This is a genomic window from Polynucleobacter sp. IMCC30063 (assembly GCF_021395235.1).
In the GTDB taxonomy this organism is placed as follows: Bacteria; Pseudomonadota; Gammaproteobacteria; order Burkholderiales; family Burkholderiaceae; genus Polynucleobacter.
On the sequence record NZ_JAJVCQ010000001.1, the window covers coordinates 607,758 to 629,925 of the forward strand.

Below are 22,168 nucleotides of genomic sequence, written 5' to 3' on the forward strand. Positions count from 1 at the left end.
CCTATAGTTAAAAAAAGGGGGGGCTAAAAATTACTGCTATGGCAAATCAATGCCATGTTTTTTCAGGATAGTTTTCCAAAAATCAGGATCATATTTTTCCCAAGCGTGGCAAGCAAAAGGCAGTTTTTCTTTATTCAGATCATAAAGAAAACTAGGCTCAGTATCAAACGCAAATTCAATTGCTTCTGTTATGGGGGCAACTTTAAAAAAGCAGAATTTTTTTGGAATCAGCAAACTCCAATATACATCTTCGTTTACTTGAGGAAATAATGGCGCACGATTAAGGCAAAAAAGTAGGCGATGTTTAATAAATTTGAGAGCGCTTTTTAGATCAAGGTAGGATTTTGGGCTTGCAGCAAGAAAGTTAGGCACATACCGCAATGGGCTTTCACATCTTAGAAAATCAGGGATACGACGTAAAGATAATCCACCATTACCAACCCCAAGCAACCTAAGTGGTTTAGTAGGCAATGCAAATCCATTGAAGAAAGGTGCGCCAATAAAAGAAAAACCTTTATTGCACCATGCACTAAGTTGATCACTTAGAATTAATGCATCGGTTTGTGCAATAAGTAAGTATTCATATTGAGCAAAGGTGCGATAGAAGCTAAATGATTTTAATAGCTTGTTATACCCCGCAATACTACCTAAATACTTATCGGGAAAGGCCTGGAACAACACTTTACGTGGCCAAGATTTCGCTTCAGTTTGAAAGTCTTTTAATAGATGATGAGGGCAAGCAATACAAATAGGATAATTCTTAAGCACTTCGAGAGTGCGATTGAAGGAGAACCACTCGGCTGTCGAAAAATCTGTCTTGTATAAAGGAATCAGTACAAGAACTTTAAATTGGCTATTAGGCAGATTATTTTCCATTACCAATATTGACGCAGTTTTTTTATGATTCGCCTTGGTAAGCGAAGTAAGAACCAAGGCCATTGTTGATTTAGGCCCCCAAGAAGATGATCATAGGTATATTGATCTGCAATGCAATCCTGCCGTACATCGTAAGGGTGAATTAATACTCCCAAGGGTGAAGTTGGCTGTCCATCTTGATCTTTATAAGCAACGGTATGCGTGCCATCCGGACCAAAGCCAATATTAGAAACTAAGTTAACGTTTGGGATTGCTGTCAAGCCGCCGTGATGCCAAATATTGGCTGTCCACGGATAGTCCCAGGTATCAATTTCATTACGGTACATACGATCAAAGATCTTAGACCAGTATTGGCGTTCAAATTTATTAGGGGTGTGGGTAAGCCATTCAGGTGAATTTTTCCAGCTTGGCCAGAAAGATAGGCTTGGGTCATTTTTTTGCCACGCCCTACGCCAAGTTGCCCAACCCCAAATATGGCTATATTTTGAAAAATAGTAGGAAGATTCCCCGCGATGAATGCCATCTTGAAAATTACATCCAGCAATTGTCATCACGCGAGGGTCATTAGCATACCGCTTTAATAAGTGTGAGCAAAAACTATAAAAGTCTGCATTAGGCAAGCAATCATCTTCTAAGATAATTGCTTGCTCTACTCGCGAAAAGACCCAGTTAAGACCAGAAATAACCCTCTTTTTACAGCCCAAATTTACTTCAGAAAAATTATGTTCAACTTCGCATGGCCAGTCAACTTGGGAAACAATTTCACGTACTAGGGCACAATTTTGTGTATCCGTTGGATGATCCTGTCGAGGACCATCGGCGACAATAAGTAAATGCCTAGGCTGTTGGGCTCTAATTGAGTTAAAAGTTTTCTGGGTATGCCGGGGGCGGTTAAAAACCAGAAAGGCGATGGGAGTATCTAATGTCATTGACTAAGCAGAATATAGTAGATCAGAATAGTTATCAATTTGCAAAGTAAAATTGGTTTTCTATACCAAATAAATAGCCAATCTGTGCTCAATGGACCTTTATGCATAATGCGTTTTTTAGTCAATCCAATAAAGTGAGTAAAGCACTTTTTTTGGGTCTAACCTTTATTTTACTTCTCGGGATCGGGGTTAGTTTATATAAAGACTTTAATATATCTTCAGATGAGCAAATTGAGCGTTCTAATGGGGTTATTTCTCTACTTTATATAGGCGATCTATTTAAGATAGGCCGCATTACCTCGGAGCCTGACATGGCTAGTCATCGCTATCTTGGCTCATTAGATCAATGGAAAGATCGCGATTACCCAGTAGGGTTTAACCTACCTGCGGTAGTGATTGAAAAATTACTGAAGCTAAATGACGAGAGAAAAATTTACTTTTTACGGCATCTGCTTACTTATTTAACCTGCCTATTAGGTAGCTATGCAATTTTCCGATTAGCTGAAAGGCGTTTTTCTGATTGGCGTATTGGCTTGTTGGCTTTAATATTTTTTACATTAAGCCCACGATTTTTTGCCGAATCATTCTATAACTCTAAAGATTTAGTTTTTCTTGCTTTCTTTGCGTTGGGTATGAATTCAATGATTGAGTTTATTTTGCACCCGAGAGTTAAAACTGCTTTGTTATTTAGTTTGGTGACGGCATTGGCAATCAATATTCGCATTATGGCAATAATCTTACCCATTGTTACCCTTACAGTAATTTATTTACAAGTTCTGCGCAAGGAGCGCAATTTCTTCGAATCAATTCAATACTATGGTATTTATCTATTGTTTGGATCAATTTTAACAATTGCCTTTTGGCCGTGGTTATGGGCAAACCCTTGGCTGCGCTTCGTGGAAGCCTTTAGCAATATGGCCAAGTTTCGCTGGGATGGCGATATGCTTTATCTTGGCAGCTTAGTTCGTTCTAGTAATTTACCTTGGCATTACATACCCGTGTGGATTGGCATTACAACACCATTTTTATATTTGATTTTAAGTGCAATCGGAATGGTTGCTGTATTAAAAAATTTATTGAACTGTGGGAGCAGATTATGGCAGACGAATGCTGATTTACAAGATCTAATTTTTCTTGGTCTTTTTATTGCACCAATTGCTGCAGTAATTTTAATGAAATCTATTCTTTATGATGGCTGGCGGCAGATGTATTTTATCTATCCTGCTTTTTTATTAATTGCTATTAGAGGATGGGTCTTAGTTTGGTCGTGGACTCAGCAGCAAACGCGCGGCCAAAAAATCTATCAAGCATTTATTGCTACAGTTTTGTGTGTGTCACTAAGCTCAACAGCGCTGTGGATGATTCAATCGCATCCCATTCAAAATATTTATTTTAATTTTTTAGCTGGAAAAAATTGGAAAGATAATTTTGATGTCGATTATTGGGGTTTATCAAATCGACTGGCCCTAGAATATATTGCCGATCATGACCCACGTCCCTTAATTAATATTGATCAAGGCAGCTTCTCTAATCCAGGCTTAGCTCTAAAAATTATCAGTCCAGAAAGACGCGCAAGAATAAAATTGCTGGAGCGCAACGATTGCTGCATTAAGGGAGATTATTTAATTACTAATTTTCGACTTGATAAGGCTAACTATTCCCAATATCCTAATTTAAGCCTTTTCCACAGCATCGAGGTTGGTAATGAGCCAATAATGGCGATCTATAAAAGAGATTGATTAGAATGGCCAATCAAGGCTGCTTAATCGAAGATTAATTCAAGCTTAAAACCCTATAATGTTTGCAATTAAGCATTTTTGGAAATCTTGATCTATGTTTTTATGTAGCTATTCAACTGTGGGCACCGATGAAAAATGAAGCTTTGCGTATAGTGCGTTATTTTTTTGTTGGCGGAGTGTCTGCGGTAGTTGACATTGGCCTTTTTGCATTATTTGCTAGCTACCTTGGCTGGCCTTGGCTGCCCGTATCAATTGTTACCTTCATCATAGGTACTACTACTAATTATTTTCTTTCGATTCGCTTTGTATTCGAAAGCGGAGTGCGCTATGAAAAACATCATGAAATATTAGGCGTATTTATTGTGAGTGGCCTAGCGCTTATTGTTAATCAAACGATTTTATATCTATCAATAGAGTTACTTCATTGGCATTTAATTTTTTCAAAATGTGTTGCAACTGGTATCGTATTTTTCTGGAATTATTTTGGACGTAGGCGTTTTATATTTTGATTTATTTTGAGATATGTATTTATTTGGAATGCAAAATAAGACTCAATTAACGCAATTACTAATTGGCTGGGCTATTTTTTTAACCTTCGTGTGTGGGTTTTTAATGCAGTCAGTTGATTGGTTTCGGGCAACCCCAGGAGATTTGGCAGATCCTCGATTCAACAGCTATCTATAAGAGCATGTATGGTTATGGCTAAGGGGAATTAGCCCCAATTTATGGAGCCCTAATTTTTACTATCCCTTTACTAATATTTTGGGGTTTAGTGATAATTTCTTCGGCTCTTTTTTCATCTATGGTTTTTTTCGATCGCTGGGATTTAATCGCCCACTTGCTTTTGATGCCTGGTTCGTAGTTGGAAGTATCCTTAACTATATTGCTAGTTATTGGGCTTTTCGTCTTCTTAAACTTTCAGTAGTATCAAGTGCCCTGGGTTCTTTTGTATTCGCTGCATCTTTACCCAACTTAAGCGTTGATAATTCAGTGCAACTCGTATACCGTTTCGCTGTGCCTCTTGCATGGACATTTTTCTATTTGGCCTATGTAAATAAGCGTCCACTATTTTTTGCTTTAACCGCACTGTGTATTGCCGAACAATTTTATTGTTCGATCTATGTGGGTATTTTTTTGATTTACTTATTAGTTTTTACCTATATAGGACTGCGGTTTGTAAAACCCAATCCCTTAGAAATTGAGCGACAAAAATATTCTGCTTTTGAAAGCATTTTTAGTTTATTAGTAATAATTTGTGCTGGGATAGCGGTTGGATGGATACTGCTTCAATACCATGATATAGCCCAACAATATGGCCTCAGTAGAAGTGCTGAAGAGGTTATTTCTGGTTTACCAAAAATATCAAGTTATTTCCTATCTGATCGTTCACCGCTAGGGGCTTTGTGGGGTTTTAATTTAGTTGATTTTTCTCATCGGCAAGAAAATCAATTATTTATTGGTGTAGGGACTACAGTTTTTGTTTTTTACGGAATTAAGGAATTATGGAATTCATCATTACCTAAATATTTTAAGCAGATTGGACGCATTGCATTGATTGCCATGGGGTTACTTATATTAGGTACCTTACAAATAAATGGCCATTCAATTTATAATTTATTTTTAAATCTACCTGGTATTACCGCAATTCGTGCTGTCGGACGCATTATTTTAGTTATACTTTTCCCGATCAGCCTGTTAGTGGCTATTGGTAATGAAGCCCTAGATAAAAAACTAATTGCTTATAAAAATTATCTTAAGTTAATAATCGTTGGAATAGTTATTTTGTTGATTACAGTTGAATCATGCTTATCAAACCATGATCGAACTCCTATTACATTTTGGAATGCGAGAATGCAACGTTTAAATGATTTAATGCCCAATTCTATGCCGCAAGATCCAATCCTATTTGTTCAACCTACTTACGCTGAAAAATTTATTTTTAGCGAGATTGATGGAATGCTATTTGCGCAAGACTTAAATTTACCAACGCTAAATGGCTATTCTGGAAGCTTGCCACCAAATTATCCGAAAATTTCGGGTTCAATACAGGAGCGTCTTGATGCATTTGCCAAGTCTAATCATACTGATTTGGAATGGGCGCAGAAAACTACTAAGCGGATTGTGAATATTCAAAATAATGGCCCATGGCTAATTAAAAATACGCCTGTAGATAAGTTGAATCAAGTCATATCCTTTTCAAGCGAAAATAACACGAATCAATTATTCTTATTAAGTGGGTGGGCAATGCCCGAGCCTTGGGGTACATGGGCTATAGGCAATAATTCTGCATTAATATTACCTATCCCTAAGGGAGTTGCTAGAGAATTAATCCTTAAAGTGCGTTTTTTTATCAATGAGCAACATCCTCAGCTAAATCTAAGCTATTCGGTAAATAACGATCCCCCTAAGCAGGTTGTGGCCGGCATTAATGCCGCAAATACTTTTCTCATCCCCATTACCGCTGAAATAAGCAACAAAGGATTTGTCTCAGTTCAATTTTATTTTGCAAATCCAGCATCACCTAAAGATCTTGGACTTGGTGATGACATTAGAGCTTTAACGTTAGGTCTCGAATCAGCTCAATTTCACTAAAATTTCATAAGATAGAGCCTAATAAGGTATTTTGCTCGCTAAGATTACAATAGTAACTGGTAATAATTTAAATCAACTTGACCTTAAAAAATGCTTTCTGCCCGCCCTAATCCGTTTAGTTTAAGTGTTGTAGTGCCTTGCTACAACGAGGCTGGGCATTTATTAGAGTTTATAAGCGCCCTTAAGGCAACTATTTCTCCAATTACATCCAATTGGGAGATTTTGATTGTAAATGATGGGAGTATAGATGCGACTCGCGAAATTATTTTGCCATTAATTCCTCAGGGGAAGTTGCGCTATCTGGAGTTTTCTAGAAATTTTGGTAAAGAAGCTGCTTTGATGGCGGGTATTGATCATGCCAAAGGTGATGCGGTTTTATTAATTGATGCTGATTTTCAGCATCCCTTGGATAGAGTTGCTGAAATGGCTGATTTATGGGTACATGGCTATGACATGGTTTATGGGGTCATTGTAAATCGAGCGCAGGAAGGTTTTATTAAGAAGTTAGGCGTACGCTTTTTTTATTCATTACTTAAATATACGGAAATCCCCATACCCGAAAATGCAGGCGATTTTCGTTGGCTTGATCGTAAAGTTGTGAATGCTTTGAAACGCCTTCCTGAACGCAATCGTTTTATGAAAGGCCTTTATGCTTGGGTGGGCTTTAAATCAATTGCTTTGCCCTTTGTGCCGCTCGAGAGGGAGGGGGGTATGACTAGCTTTAACACTAAAGGCCTTTCACGTTTGGCGCTTTCAGGGATAACATCATTTAGTGTCATGCCTTTACAGGTTTGGACAATCTCTGGCTTTGTTATTTCTGTGCTGGCAGTCGTTTACGGTATTTATGTAGTAATTGATACTATTTTTCGCGGTAATGCAGTTAGTGGTTGGCCAACATTAACCGTTGCAATTATGCTTTTTTCAGGAATTCAATTGTTATCTATCGGTGTCTTAGGCGAGTATATCGGACGAATTTTTAATGAAGTTAAGCAGCGCCCCCTTTATGTGATTGCTGAAGATATAGAAACAAAAAGCAATTGATATTTTTCCTAAGCCTTTACTTAATTAAGCGGCTTAAATTTGTAAATTTATAGCAGGGCATTGTGTATTGAAATCTCAATTTTCTACAAAGTTAATTTATTTGATGCCAATTCTAATTGGGATCAGTATTTTTTATTTAGTGATTGGCCCCGCTGTTTTAGATCCGAGATATATTTCTTGGATTCAAGATGGTGACCCCGCCCAGCAGTATTTAGGTTGGACTCTATTTCGGCAAAGCCCATGGCAAATACCATTTGGTTTAAATCCGAATTTTGGAATGGATATTGGCTCCTCTATTGTTTATTCCGACTCGATTCCTTTGGCGGCAATTTTTTTTAAAGCGCTTTCTCCTTTATTGTCGGAACCATTTCAATATTTCGGTTGGTGGACTTTGCTTTGCTTCGTATTACAAGCCTATTTTGCTTGGCTCTTAGCCCGCTTAATTACTAAAGAGCTTTTACAGCAATGGCTAATAACTGGTCTAATAACATTTTCTTTGCCCATGTTATGGCGTGTTGCTTTTCATCATTATCTTCTCGCACAATTTTTAATTTTGGCTGGTTTGTATTGCAATTTTACTAAACCGCTACAGTGGCATAAATTACTATGGATTTTATTGCTATCTGTAGCAGTACTCACTAATTTTTATGTGTTTGTGATGGTTTTAGTCTTGTGGGTAGGTAATGCTTGTGATTGCATGAGAAGAGGGCAGGTAGCATTGCGCACCCTATGCTTTGATATTCTTTTAAGCAGCCTCTTTTTAATCGGTGTGATGTGGCTGGCAGGTTATTTTACTGTGGGGTCAAACAATTCTTTTGGGTCGGGTATGTATGGATATAGCCGGCTTAATTTAATCGCCTTAATAGATGCTAATGGCTGGTCTTGGTTAATACGAACTTTGTCCCCAACGTTACCTTCTTTTGCTGGAAATAATTATGAAAGTTTTCATTTTTTAGGGATGGGTGGGTTGATATTGGCAATGTGTGCGCTCTGGAAAATTCGCGCATCAAAAACTGTTTTGCTACAGCAGATATTGTGCTATCGCTACTTATTATTTTTTATTAGCAGCTTATCACTCTTTGCGATTACTAATTGGGTTAGTGTAGGCCCATATAGTATTCATGTGCCGATTCCCGAATTCTTATTTTCTTTGGCGACCGTATTAAGATCATCTGGCAGAATGTTTTTGCCCATGTTTTATTTATTATTTTTAGCAATTTTATATATAGTAACTCGTAGCTACTCCAAATCGATTGCCACTACTTTGCTTGCTACTGCATTGCTTATTCAGGTAGTAGATTCTGCGCCAGCTTGGATTGTAAAGCGGCGTTATCTTGCACAAACTTATGAAAATCTGAATTCATCTGATTTTGCTACACCTCTACATAATCCATTTTGGCAAGGTGCTGCTAAACATTATAAAAATGTTGTAACTATTTTTACGCCGCCCAAAAAAGGGTTTATTCCACCTAATTGGGCCCCCTTTGCTGCATTAGCTGCACAATATCACTTGGCAACTAATTCAGTTTACTTGGCTCGTTTTGATGAAAAAAAAGCCGTGCAAGCGCGCCTAACCCTTGAAGCTGATAGTAATGCCGGGCATTACCATGATGATACTTTGTATATTATTGGTGACGAACGCGTGATTCCGACATTAATTCATTTAGATCGAAGTCGAGATTTATTTGCCAGAATTGATAACTTCAATGTTTTAGCGCCAGGTTGGTTTAGTTGTGCTACCTGTGTTTCTGTGCCCAAAGAGGCAATTATTTCAATGAGTATTCCCCCAATTCAGAAGGGGCAGAATATTTCCTTCGGCAAGGGCGGAGTAGGGAGTTTATTTTTAATTGGCGTTAATACCTATGATAATGTCGGCTATGGCTGGGCTTGGCCAGAAGCTTGGGGCGTATGGTCAGAGGGCAATAAAGCCCAGTTTGTTTTACCATTGCCTAGTAGTGGCGTTACAAATACCTTAACGCTGAGCATGCGGGCACTAGTTTCAAAGCAACATCCCCAGCAAATAATTGAAGTATATGTGAATAATGTGTTGTTTCGAGTTGTCACACTCACGGACCCCAGCAAAAATAGTATTGAAATTCCGATTACTTCAGCTATTACTCAGGCTGGGTTTATTCAGATAGAGCTCAAATTTCAAAACCCAATTAGGCCGAAAGATTTGGGAATGGGTGATGATGGGCGTTTGGTTGCGATAGGTTTAGAGGATGCCAGATTTGAATAAGGTAATGCAGTTTATTACTCCGCTTGCACTTGGCACTGTAGCATTTTTCTTGGTAGTGGGTCCATTAGCATTAAATCCACTGAATATTGCTTGGCTTATGGATGATTATGATCCAACCCAACATTTTTTAGCTTGGGATTTTTTTCGCCATCATCCCTGGACTTTTCCTGTAGGCCTTAATCCCAGTTTTGGTCTGGAATTAAGTTCCTCTATTTTGTATGCCGACTTAATTCCTGCCTTAGCTATATTTTTCAAAATCTTTTCTGGAGTGCTACCAGAACCATTTCAATATTTTGGAATTTGGTATTTAATTTGCTTTATTTTGCAAGCCTATTTTGCTTGGCTTTTAGTCGGATTATGCGCTGATAAGTTTTGGGTCCGCCTATGTGGGTCAGGATTATTACTTTTCTCCCCAATCATGTTTTGGCGAATTGGCATTCATGCAGCATTAGCGGGCCATTTTTTAGTACTCGCTGCCTTATGGCTGAATTTAAGGCCATACAGCTATGGTCAGACATGGCGCTGGACAGTTTTGTTAGTATTGGCTGGCTTAATTCAGCCCTATATCTTGGGTATGTTACTGCCTTTATGGTTGGCAGATCTGACTGATCGATCATTAGCTTTGAAGGCGCAAGGCAGTCCCACTAGGCGCACTAACTTTACCTACAAATTAGTTATTGAGGTGGGTATTGTTTTGCTATCCCTAGTTTTATTTTTATGGCAGGCTGGCCTATTTGAAGTCAAGCTTGGCGGCAGTGCTACTGGAGAGTACGGCTCCCCCTTATTTGTTTTTAATCTCTTAGGATTTTTTAATGCGCAAGGCTGGTCTTATATTTTGCCGAATATTGGGATGCCGACCAATTTTGATGGCTATGCTTATTTTGGCTTAGGTGGAATTATTGCTTTGCTAGGCGCCGCTTACTTAACGGTTAGAAAAGGCCAGGTTTTTTTCTGGCGCGGACATTTTTTCTTCATATTCACATTAGTTGGTTTAGCTGTCTTTGCAATTAGTAACCATGTCATGATTGGTAATTTAGAGTTAGAAATTCCGATCTCGAAAAATTTACAACAGCTTGCGAGTGTATTTCGTGGATCTGGACGAATGATTTGGCCTACATATTATTTTTTAATTCTGTTATTTATTTTTAATATTTGCAAGCTAACGAGCGAAAAACTAGCAGTGGTAATTTTAGCCTTTTGCTTTCTAGTGCAAGTAGGCGATACAAGTGCGGGCTGGCTAGCTAAGCGAAGACATAAATTAATGCTGCCCCGCACGAGCAGTTTTCAATTACCTCTCGTAAATCCATTTTGGGTAGAAGCGGCTAAACATTATAAAAAAATAGTCCATCGTAATTATTCAACTGACCCAAAGACGTACAATATTGGCTGGAGTTTATTGGCAAAATACGCCGCTCAATATCATTTAGCCACTAATTCAGTGTGGCTATCACGCTATGATGCTGTGCAGCGCAATAATATGGAAAAACGCTACAATGAAGCGCTTGCACGAGGACAATTTGACTCCGATACCTTGTATGTTATTAAAGATGACGAAGTTTACAAAGTCTTGTGGCATATTGACTCAAAAAAAGATCTTTTTGGACGTATTGATGGCATCAATGTAGTGGCCCCTGGTTGGTTGAATTGCAAGACTTGTCTGCCGATTTCATTCGATCAGGATTTAAGTCAACTTTTGCATGAGCCAGGCGTACGTAATACCCATTACTTTGATCGCAGCCGGCTGTCGCCCTATGTTTTATCTATGGGGTGGAGTAACCCCGAAGCGTGGGGCACTTGGTCCGATGGCCAGTATGCTAGCCTTTCATTTTTGGTGCCTAAAAATTCAGTCCATGAATTAACTTTAAAAATTCAAGCCTTTATTCCGCAAGGACATCCTCAGCAGGTCATCGATGTGATGGTTGGCGGAAATATGTTAAAAACAATCACCCTAAGCAAACCAGACCAAAATACGATCAATATTCCGCTTAACCAAGTAGATCTGGACGCAGGATTTCTGCAAATCTATTTCCGTTTTCATAACCCTGTCAGACCCAGCGATATTGGAATGGGTGATGATAAGCGCCTTTTAGCTATTGGCCTGATTTCCGCAACTTTCCATTAATTCTGGCTAACTTAGAACAACAGTAAAATACTGTTATGACTAATCTGCATGCTCCTTTGATCATTGTTACCCCCTATTATGAAGATGGGGCTGCTACCAAGCATTTGATCGAAGAGCTCATGAGTCAATTGTCCGGAAAATTACCTGGCCAATTTCATGAATCTAAGCCACATCTTGTTCTGGTTGATGATGGTTCAATTCACGAACCCTTTAATCCAATCCTACTTGAAAATAATGGATTTGGCGGGGACATTCTTTATTTAAAGCGTAATTTAGGCCATCAACGGGCTATTGCTGTTGGCCTTTCTTATGTTGCCACCCAATTTCCAACTGGTACGGTGGTAGTGATGGATTCCGATGGTGAAGATAAGCCCGCGAGTATTATTCAGCTTCTCCAGCAATTAGAAGCAAATCCTAATGCCGATGTAGTTGTGGCAACCCGCAAGAGCCGAGTTGAGTCATGGCGCTTTCAATTCTTCTATTTTTGGTATAAGTTGTTTTTTAAATTAGCGACTGGCCGCTCTATTAGTTTTGGTAACTTTATGGTACTTAAGCCACATGCTGTTAAACGCATAGCGGTAATGCAAGAATTATGGATTCATTTTGCAGGAACAGTGTTACTTTCAAAATTACGTATTAGTCAATGCCCCATTGATCGTGGATTACGATATGCGGGAAAAAGCAAAATGAATTTTGTCGGCTTAGTACTGCATGGGTTTAAAGGTCTCATGGTTTTTGCGGAAGATGTGTTTGTCCGCGTTGGTATTTTTTGTGCAGTGATAGCTATCATTTCCTTGTTGCTAATGCCTATTCCCTTAATGTTGAAATTTATGGGAATGGCCTCACCAGGCTGGGCGTCTATTTTGATTGGCGTTTTCTTGCTCATTTTTATTCAAACTGGAACCCTTACTTTATTAACCTTGCTTTTAACTGGCCTCACGAAAGGCGGTGGAGTAACAGACTTTAGCTATGAGCTATTTGTTGCTAAAAAAGAGCACGTTTTCATAAAAAAATCTTAACGTGCTGCATACACTATTGAATTTCCAGCCCAAACTTACTTCAAATCAACGTTTTTTATGGGCAGCAATCATTCTCATGCTAGGCGTAACCTTAAGGGTATTATTGCCTTTAAGGGGATTTAATTATGACATTGAGTCATGGAAAATAGCTGCTGATATTCTTATTCAGAAAGGTAATGTATACGGAGAAACAGGACGTTATAACTACGGCCCGATTTGGTTCCATATTCTACATTGGCTTGATACTTTTCCGGGCACTGGGATAGCTGAGTTCGTTTCATTTCGGTGGAAAGTGGCAGTATTCTTAACGGCTGTAGATGCCGCAATCTTTTTAATTTTATTACGGCATTTCAATTTAGTTGTAGCCGCACTTTTTTTCTTAAGTCCTGTGTCTATCATTATTACTGGGTACCATAGCCAAATGGATAATTTGGCGGTGTTGTTTGGTTTATTGGCAATGCTGTGTATGAATCAGCGAGCTAAGATTGGCCTTTGGCCTACTTTATTATTGCTAGGCATTTCTCTTTCTACTAAGCACCTGCTTTTTTTCTTCCCCCTATGGTTGGCTTTCAAAGAGCAGCGATGGTCGAGAAAAATCCTTATTATTGCAGTGCCCTATATTTTATTTTTAAGTTTATTTATCCCTTACTGGAATCTTGGCCAGAGCGGCATTATTAATAATGTCTTTTTATACCGCTCAGTAAATAATGCGCCTTTATGGAATCTATTTTTACCCCAATCTTTCTTCCATGTTGTTCCACCTGTAATTTTATTTTTCTTGAGTTTATTTCTATTGGGACTTGCTTGGCATAAGAAACCACCCCTAGAGCTATATTTTTCCTATTTAATTGCAGTAGTCGTTTTTTCATCGGCAATATCGAATCAGTATTTAGCTATTACATCACCTGCCATAGCTACTCAGTGGAACTGGGCCTATGCCTTGTTTACTGCTTATGCAACAGTCTTTTTATCGGTAGATTGGGCTGGCTTGATGATTGGATTTTTGCAAAGATTCCTCCACTGGGAAGGACAAAATGGTTATATGCCTGCAATCGCCTTATTATTTTTAGGCCTAGTACTTTCACTCCTAAGAAGTGGTTATAGACCCAACTGGAAACATTTTTATTTATGGCCACAGCAGTTTTATCGCTGGCTTTACAAAGAGCTAAGGTTGCAAATTCAGGCTCCTTGGTAAGTTTCGAGAGATAGAGTAAATGAATTCTAAGTCAGCCACTTCTGTAAACATTTTAAGCCTGAGCATACCGTTTGCGCTGGGCTTATTCGTTTTCTGGTTGGTGGTGGGTTTTAGTATTGTTAATCCAATAAATATTGGCTGGCTTGCTGGCGGACTTGACCCAACTCAGCACTATTTAGGTTGGGTTTTTTTTCGCCAAGGTCCATGGGAATTGCCTTGGGGGCTAAATCCCAACTTTGGCATGAGTATTTCGTCCTCCATTGCTTTTTCTGATTCAATTCCTTTATTAGCATTTATCTTTAAGCCATTTAGTTTCTTATTGTCTGAGCCTTTTCAATACCTTGGTATATGGACAATGCTCTGTTTCGTAATGCAGTCGGTATTTGCTTGGCTTTTAATGGGGTTAGCAAGCTCAAACCTTTATTTACGCTTTTTGGGAACAGGTTTATTACTTTTTGCACCAGTGATGTTTTGGCGAATTGGAGTTACCAGCGCTTTGGTAGGCCAATTCTTAATCTTAGCTGGACTGTATCTCAATCTTCGCCCAAAAAATCAATATCAAAATTGGTTTTGGGCGCTACTGATCTTAAGCTCAGCTTGGGTACATTTTTATCTTTTAGTAATGGTACTAGGACTATGGTTTGCCGATATAAGCGATCGTCCGCGAAAAAATTTTTTCAATTTTTTTATTTACATTAGCATCAATATTGCTATGCTATTTTTTGCCTTATGGCTAGCAGGCTTTTTTGCTGTCAACGCCACCGCAGCTTCTACAGGAAATTATGGCATTGGCCGAATGAATTTATTAGCCCTATTTGATTCAAATGGGTGGTCTCGTTTGCTACCTGAAATTGCTGAAACTCCAAAACATTACAATTCTGCCGATTCTGTCTTAAACCATTTTGAAGGTTTTAATTATTTAGGTTTAGGCGTGATCATATTAATTATTTTTGCTTTGCGTGGTATTTATGCGAAGGGTATATTGCTTAAGCAGGCAACAGTTTCGCATCGCTTTTTACTGTTAGTAATGATCGCCTTTGCAATGTTTGCAATTAGTAATCATATTGGTTTAGGTTTAAAGGAATGGGTTATACCGCTACCCAATAAGGTAATTGCCTTTGCTAGTATTTTACGAGCCTCTGCCAGACTGTTTTGGCCAGTCTTATATTTATTTGTATTGGTCGCTATCTTTTTAGTAATTCGGACTTATTCTTACAAGCAGTCACTTTTTATTTTAGCTGCTACATTATCAGTGCAAGTTTGGGATACCCATATTGCTTGGAGTGCACTTAGATCTCGCTTAAGCCAACCAGCTGTTACAAGTTGGGATACGCCACTAAAAAATCCGTTTTGGGATGAAGCAAAAAAACACTATGATGCTTTCATGCGAATTCCTGCGCAAAATAATGTTAGCGGCTGGGAAATTTTAGCGACTTATGCAGCGAAAAATCATTGGACAACAAATTCAATTTTTTTGTCTCGTGTGAGTGAACTGAAATTAAGACAGGCTAATGAGACCTTAGAGAAAGCGATGGCAACAGGTCAGTATGAATCTCGTCATCTTTATGCGTTGGCAGATGATAAGGTGATACCAGCACTTTTAAACCTAAATAAGCAAACAGACTTATTGGCTCGAATTAATGACTTAAATATATTGGCTCCAGGATGGCTCACCTGCACTACTTGTCCTGTGGTGCCTAAAGAGTTCAATATCTCAGCATTTGTACCGCAATTTGAGCGTAACGTACCAATTGATTTTTCAAGATCACGTAAATTTGATTTGGCATTAATAATGGTTTCGGGTTGGGATTATCCTCAGCCATGGGGCAGCTGGGCTTTAGGACGTGATGCTAAATTGGTCTTACCATTGCCCAAAGCTGCCATAAACAATCCCATTACCGAATTGGTATTAATAGCGCGTGCTGTTGTATCCCCAAGGCATCCAGAGCAGCATGTCGAGGTATGGGTGAATGGAGAGTTACAACAAATTGTTAATTTGATGCGAGGAGAGGGTAACCAGATTACAGTAGCATTGCCGGCCGCTGCGCAGCGCTTGGGTTATGTAACTGTAGAATTTCGCTTTCCCGATCGAGTTCGACCGCAAGACATTGGCATGGGGGACGATATTCGTGAGCTGTCCATGGGTTTGGTCACAGCAACCTTTCATTAAATGATTATGAATTATTCTGGCTGGCAGAAGCAATCGCTGCTCTACCTGGTACCGATTGTCCTGGGCGTGCTGAGTTTTTTTTTAGTCGTAGGCCCCTATGCTTTAAGCCCCACTAATCTTGCATGGTTAGATAATGGCTTTGATCAAAGCCAACATTATTTAGGTTGGGCATTTTTTAGGGATAGCCCTTGGTCATTTCCCTTAGGTCTTAATCCTAAATTTGGAATGGATATCAGTTCTGCAATTGTCTATTCTGATTCTATTCCCTTATTAGCTATTTTATTTAAGGGTATCTCCACATTCTTACCGACTCCCTTTCAATATTTTGGGATTTGGATTTTGGCTTGTTTTGTCCTGCAAGCCGTATTTGCCTGGAAGCTTCTGAGCTTATTTACCCAACAGTTTTGGCTACGATTATTTGCGGTTCTACTCTTCGTTTTTTCACCTCCCCTTTTTTGGCGCATAGGAATGCACGCGGCATTAGTGGGGCAGTGGACCATTTTGGCAGCCTTGTACTTAAATTTAAAGCGACATCAATCTCATCGTTTAATTGCATGGGGCGTCTTAATTTCCCTAACAGCCCTAATTCATTTTTATTTACTAGCTATGATTTTGGGGCTTTGGATTGCCAGTTTGGGTGATGCCTGGCGCGACAAGAGCGTCAGCTTAAGACAGTTAATTACTGAGCCACTCATTATTTTAATAATATTAGGTTTAGTCACTTGGCAAGCAGGCTATTTTGTCGTTAGTCCGGGTGCTGTAGCCACTCAAGATTATGGGATTGATCGCATTAATTTGCTTGCTTTGATGAACCCTCATCAATGGTCTTATGTCCTACCAACAATTCCAGACGTTCAAGGTTCTTTAAGCGATCTTGACTATACCGCTCGTAGCTATGAGGGCTTTATGTATGGGGGTTTAGGGGTCATTACTATCATTATTTTTGCCGTCCTGAATTTTCGTTCTAGCATAGCCTGGTTATCGGCAGCAGCTCAACGCCATCTAACTTTAATGGCTATTCTTTTTAGCTTTAGTCTGCTAGCGATATCCAATCAAATTGGCATCGGAGCTTACGGCTTTACTATTGAACTACCTGAGATGCTTTATCAATTAGTCAGTATTTTTCGCGCTTCGGGAAGATTTTTTTGGCCAGTCTTTTATATCCTTATCCTGACAGCCATTATTCTTATCTATAAACAGTATTCTTTGCGAGCCACACTAGGATTATTAATGGTGGCGGCTGTTATTCAACTATTAGATTTAAGTGCAGGGTATTTGCCTTTACGTCATCGCTTGATGCTGTCAAAGAGTAGCGAGTTTAGAACGGAATTAACTAATCCATTTTGGGATTTTTTAGGTCAACACTATAAAAAATTAGTACGGATACCAGTAAGGCCTGAGTGGGTGAATGTGCTTCCAGAAAATTGGAGTAAATGGTCTGCTTTTAGTGCCAAATATCATTTGGCTACAAACTCAGCCTATCTAGCAAGGCAAAGTGCATTGGGTTTATCCAAAAGTAATGATCAGCTTAAGGCCACTGTCCTTTCAGGGGATTATCAACGCGATACGCTATATGTTTTAGAAAATGAAGTAGTTCTTTTGGCAGCAGAACATTTGCATATGCAAGACGATTTACTTGGCCGTATTAATGGGGTCAATGTGCTCTTGCCTGGCTGGATAAATTGCGCGAGTTGTCGTACACCGTCTGATTTTGAAATCTTGGGCTTAAGTGATTTAGTACCCAAATTAAATCAAATTATTCTTTTTAATCAAGTAGGTTTAGGCCAATACTATTTGCCACGAGCAGATTGGGCCTGGCCAGAATCTTGGGGGGTATGGTCAAAAACAAATGCAGTTTCCATTCGTTTGCCAGTTCCCAAAGGGAATTTGGCTCAGCAGCTAATATTAACGATGCGCGCATTGGTTACCAAAGAACACCCCAATCAAATTATCGGCGTTACCGTTAATGGAAACCCAATGGAAACTGTAACGCTAACTAATGCAGAGCTTAATACTCTTAGAATTCCGCTTTCTGCGGTTAGCAATAAAACTGGCTATGTGGAGGTGCATTTTCAATTCCGCAATCCAATTACGCCCAAATCTATTGGTATGGGAGACGATGATCGATTGCTCTCGATCGGCCTGCTTTCAGCCGTTTTCGTACCCTAAGGAAAATACATTACGGCTAATCTCAATCATTACTACTAATCTAATTATAAAATAACTAATAATTTAATAAATTCAATATTCCTCTGAATCCCCTGCACCCTAAATACCGCCCCGATATCGATGGCCTGCGCGCACTAGCAGTGCTTGCGGTAATTGGTTTTCATGCCTTTCCTGAACTCATTCCCGGTGGCTTTATTGGGGTAGATGTCTTTTTTGTGATCTCAGGCTTTCTCATTTCTACCATCCTCTTTGAGAACTTAGCCGCCCAGTCCTTTTCTTTCCTTGATTTTTATAGCCGACGTATTCGCCGGATCTTTCCCGCTCTCATTTTGGTCTTAGTAAGCTGCTATTTAGTAGGTTGGTTTGTCTTATTGCCCGATGAGTACGGTCAGCTGGGTAAACATATGGCCGGGGGTGCTGGCTTTATCCAGAACTGGCTCTTATGGGGGGAGAGCGGTTACTTTGATAATGTGGCTGAGACTAAGCCGCTTTTACATCTGTGGTCTTTAGGGATTGAAGAGCAGTTCTACATTATCTGGCCCATTCTCTTGTGGCTAGCTTATCGCCTACGGCTTAATCTGCTGACGCTGACCATCCTCACGGGCCTGATCTCTTTTGCACTCAATATTCACGGCATTAGCGTTAAACAGGATTTAGTTGCCACCTTCTATTCGCCGCAGACACGCTTTTGGGAGTTGGCCATAGGCGCAGTCTTAGCGTACCTACTGCTTTATCCCAGTCCTAGATGGCAATCCTCTTGGGAGGCGGGTAAGCGCATGCTGTGCCGCGTGGTCTGGGCAGATCCCCAGTCCCCAAATACAGACGCAGCCAACCTTTTTTCCTACCTGGGTTTAACGCTGATCGTATTGGGGGCGGCCCTCATTAATAAAACGAGCGCTTTTCCAGGGTGGTGGGCGCTACTACCAACGGTGGGAGCGCTACTTCTATTGGCGGCAGGACCCCATGCTCATCTCAACCGCATCATCCTCTCTAATCGGCTGATCGTCGCCATTGGCCTAATTAGCTATCCCCTGTATCTATGGCACTGGGCGATCCTCTCGTTTTTACGCATCCTAGCGGGAGAAACCCCTTTATGGTGGCAACGAGCGCTTGGTCTGCTCATTGCCGTTGCTCTGTCATACCTGACTTATCGCTTCATAGAAAAGCCCATTCGGTTTGGTAAAAGCCCCAAGTGGCAACAGCGTAAAACGATTGCTCTCATCATTGTGATGCTCGCCATAGGGGGAGTTGGCTATAACACCCATGCACGGGATGGGTTAGCGTTTAGGTTTTCAAAAGCGATTCAATCTCTTTTGCGTTATCGCTATGATGGTTATAAAGAGGCTGTACGAGAAGGTACATGTGATTTACTGCCATATCAATCTCAAGGGGATTTTAGTGACTGCGGCGTAACACGGGATAAGAAGAAAAAGACGATATTTTTATGGGGTGATTCCCACGCAGCCCATCTTTATAGCGGACTTCATACGCAATTTGGTGGGGACTTTAATATCATTCAACGTACCGCATCAAATTGTCCGCCCATTATTGGACTTGAAGTTCGTTATATAAATTTTTGTAAAACGATTAACGATGCTAATTTAGAGCTTATTAGAAATGAAAAGCCAGATATCGTCATTTTGTCAGCTAATTGGCCTATTTATGATTGGTTACGCGTAAAAGATACGATCACCCAACTTCAGGCTTTAGGTATTCCTGTAATTGATTTAATAGGCCCAGCACCCCACTGGAAAGATAGCCTTATAAAGCAGTTATATCTTCATTATCGTAGCAATCCTTTTCATGGCATTCCTTCAAGGATGAAGACTGGCTTAAATCAAAATTTAGATTTCTATAGCATTGATTCTAAAATGAAAGCTTTTGCAAAGACTGAAGGTATAAATTACATCTCCATTTCTGACATATTATGCAACCAAGAGGGGTGCTTAACTTACATGGGCAATAATTTTAGTGTGGAAAAATTGATTAATTTTGACGAGTCACACTTTACTAAAAATGCATCTGACTATGTCGTTTCCCAGTTTCCTCCATATTAATTGTGACTTCACTCCCACCCCTGCACCCTAAATACCGCCCCGATATCGATGGCCTGCGCGCACTAGCAGTGCTTGCGGTAATTGGTTTTCATGCCTTTCCTGAACTCATTCCCGGTGGCTTTATTGGGGTAGATGTCTTTTTTGTGATCTCAGGCTTTCTCATTTCTACCATCCTCTTTGAGAACTTAGCCGCCCAGTCCTTTTCTTTCCTTGATTTTTATAGCCGACGTATTCGCCGGATCTTTCCCGCTCTCATTTTGGTCTTAGTAAGCTGCTATTTAGTAGGTTGGTTTGTCTTATTGCCCGATGAGTACGGTCAGCTGGGTAAACATATGGCCGGGGGTGCTGGCTTTATCCAGAACTGGCTCTTATGGGGGGAGAGCGGTTACTTTGATAATGTGGCTGAGACTAAGCCGCTTTTACATCTGTGGTCTTTAGGGATTGAAGAGCAGTTCTACATTATCTGGCCCATTCTCTTGTGGCTAGCTTATCGCCTACGGCTTAATCTGCTGACGCTGACCATCCTCACGGGCCTGATCTCTTTTGCACTCAATATTCACGGCATTAGCGTTAAACAGGATTTAGTTGCCACCTTCTATTCGCCGCAGACACGCTTTTGGGAGTTGGCCATAGGCGCAGTCTTAGCGTACCTACTGCTTTATCCCAGTCCTAGATGGCAATCCTCTTGGGAGGCGGGTAAGCGCATGCTGTGCCGCGTGGTCTGGGCAGATCCCCAGTCCCCAAATACAGACGCAGCCAACCTTTTTTCCTACCTGGGTTTAACGCTGATCGTATTGGGGGCGGCCCTCATTAATAAAACGAGCGCTTTTCCAGGGTGGTGGGCGCTACTACCAACGGTGGGAGCGCTACTTCTATTGGCGGCAGGACCCCATGCTCATCTCAACCGCATCATCCTCTCTAATCGGCTGATCGTCGCCATTGGCCTAATTAGCTATCCCCTGTATCTATGGCACTGGGCGATCCTCTCGTTTTTACGCATCCTAGCGGGAGAAACCCCTTTATGGTGGCAACGAGCGCTTGGTCTGCTCATTGCCGTTGCTCTGTCATACCTGACTTATCGCTTCATAGAAAAGCCCATTCGGTTTGGTAAAAGCCCCAAGTGGCAACAGCGTAAAACGATTGCTCTCATCATTGTGATGCTCGCCATAGGGGGAGTTGGCTATAACACCCATGCACGGGATGGGTTAGCGTTTAGGTTTTCGAAGTGGAATTTTTCCCTCTACGACCAACAAAGACATAATGAGCCCATCGCAGTTTATGGCTCATTAGGTGAGATTAAGAAAAAATGCGATTTTGTTTTTGGTATGCAAATCGCAGAGCAGTGTTACGTGAGTAATCCAGCATACAAACATCATATGCTGTTATGGGGCGACTCTACAGCGCAAATGCTCGCTTACGGATTAATGAAAAATTTACCGAGTGATTGGCAATTTAATGAGGTTATAAGTAGTGGTTGTTGGCCATCCCCGTTTCAAAAAGTGGATAACTTACAAGATTATTGTGACCACAGCAATTACTTTGCGATGCAGACAATTGCAAAAAATAAACCTGATGTTGTCGTTATTTCTCGTCGACTTCAATGGAATCAAGAGGCATTTCAAGTATTTTATGACCAATTACAGCAGTTAGGTATTAAGAAAATTATTTTTGTAGGGAATGCGCCGCAATGGGAAATCGATTTACCTTCATTCGTTTTTCGTAAAATGCGCCGCCCCATTACGCCAAGAAGTTTAGTGGGATTTGACGAAGTATTTATTAAGAAAAATCAACAAATTGCTGCAGCGTGGAATTATCCAAATGCAGAATTTATTAACATTACTGATGTATTTTGTAACAAAGCAGGATGCCTTGTATATATTGGAGATGATGTAGAAAGGGGTATCACGAGTCTAGATAAATTTCATCTAACACCGATTGCTTCTGACTATCTAGCTAAAGAATTATTGGTTAATAAAATAATATCTTCGCCACCAAATAAAAATTAATTTGTCTAGATATA

14 protein-coding genes are annotated in these 22,168 nt (G+C 40.1%); 12 read left to right on the plus strand and 2 right to left on the minus strand.

Going from position 1 to position 22,168, the window contains the following annotated elements; translation table 11 throughout:
- Positions 1-36: 36 nt before the first annotated feature.
- Complete coding sequence (locus LZG75_RS03240; protein WP_233935088.1) at positions 37-876, minus strand: DUF5672 family protein; 840 nt, start codon at positions 874-876, stop codon at positions 37-39.
- Positions 876-1,805, minus strand: coding sequence for a glycosyltransferase family 2 protein (locus tag LZG75_RS03245; protein ID WP_233935090.1), 930 nt, complete (start codon positions 1,803-1,805; stop codon positions 876-878). The genes LZG75_RS03240 and LZG75_RS03245 overlap by 1 nt, the downstream gene beginning before the upstream one ends.
- Before the next feature lie 311 nt (positions 1,806-2,116).
- Between LZG75_RS03245 and LZG75_RS03250 the strand changes: the two genes are divergently transcribed.
- The 12 genes from LZG75_RS03250 to LZG75_RS03305 all read left to right on the plus strand — a co-directional run bounded on the left by LZG75_RS03250 (position 2,117) and on the right by LZG75_RS03305 (position 22,154).
- Positions 2,117-3,544 carry a glycosyltransferase family 39 protein gene (locus LZG75_RS03250; RefSeq protein ID WP_233935094.1) on the plus strand — a complete coding sequence of 476 codons (1,428 nt, stop codon included), beginning with the start codon at positions 2,117-2,119 and terminating at the stop codon, positions 3,542-3,544.
- Between the two features lie 128 nt (positions 3,545-3,672).
- Entirely contained in the window at positions 3,673-4,053 is a 381-nt protein-coding gene (locus tag LZG75_RS03255) for a GtrA family protein (RefSeq protein WP_233935096.1), read from the plus strand.
- 253 nt (positions 4,054-4,306) lie between these two features.
- A complete protein-coding gene (locus tag LZG75_RS03260) occupies positions 4,307-6,136 on the plus strand; it encodes a hypothetical protein (protein ID WP_233935099.1) in 1,830 nt (609 codons plus the stop codon).
- 90 nt (positions 6,137-6,226) lie between these two features.
- Positions 6,227-7,177, plus strand: coding sequence for a glycosyltransferase family 2 protein (locus LZG75_RS03265; RefSeq protein WP_233935102.1), 951 nt, complete (start codon positions 6,227-6,229; stop codon positions 7,175-7,177).
- 103 nt (positions 7,178-7,280) lie between these two features.
- Positions 7,281-9,416 carry a DUF6311 domain-containing protein gene (locus tag LZG75_RS03270; protein WP_233935105.1) on the plus strand — a complete coding sequence of 712 codons (2,136 nt, stop codon included), beginning with the start codon at positions 7,281-7,283 and terminating at the stop codon, positions 9,414-9,416.
- A 4-nt stretch (positions 9,417-9,420) separates the two neighbouring features.
- A complete protein-coding gene (locus LZG75_RS03275) occupies positions 9,421-11,538 on the plus strand; it encodes a DUF6311 domain-containing protein (RefSeq protein WP_233935108.1) in 2,118 nt (705 codons plus the stop codon).
- A gap of 35 nt (positions 11,539-11,573) precedes the next feature.
- The gene (locus LZG75_RS03280) at positions 11,574-12,557 is read left to right on the plus strand and encodes a glycosyltransferase (protein WP_233935110.1); all 984 of its coding nucleotides are present in this window, start codon (positions 11,574-11,576) and stop codon (positions 12,555-12,557) included.
- A gap of 1 nt (position 12,558) precedes the next feature.
- Positions 12,559-13,752: a hypothetical protein gene (locus tag LZG75_RS03285; RefSeq protein WP_233935113.1), complete on the plus strand. Its 1,194-nt coding sequence runs from the start codon at positions 12,559-12,561 to the stop codon at positions 13,750-13,752.
- A 19-nt stretch (positions 13,753-13,771) separates the two neighbouring features.
- Positions 13,772-15,922 carry a DUF6311 domain-containing protein gene (locus LZG75_RS03290; RefSeq protein ID WP_233935116.1) on the plus strand — a complete coding sequence of 717 codons (2,151 nt, stop codon included), beginning with the start codon at positions 13,772-13,774 and terminating at the stop codon, positions 15,920-15,922.
- The gene (locus LZG75_RS03295) at positions 15,923-18,091 is read left to right on the plus strand and encodes a DUF6311 domain-containing protein (protein WP_233935119.1); all 2,169 of its coding nucleotides are present in this window, start codon (positions 15,923-15,925) and stop codon (positions 18,089-18,091) included.
- A gap of 125 nt (positions 18,092-18,216) precedes the next feature.
- Positions 18,217-20,148, plus strand: coding sequence for an acyltransferase family protein (locus LZG75_RS03300; RefSeq protein WP_370635394.1), 1,932 nt, complete (start codon positions 18,217-18,219; stop codon positions 20,146-20,148).
- A gap of 2 nt (positions 20,149-20,150) precedes the next feature.
- Positions 20,151-22,154: an acyltransferase family protein gene (locus tag LZG75_RS03305; RefSeq protein ID WP_233935125.1), complete on the plus strand. Its 2,004-nt coding sequence runs from the start codon at positions 20,151-20,153 to the stop codon at positions 22,152-22,154.
- Positions 22,155-22,168 lie beyond the last annotated feature (14 nt).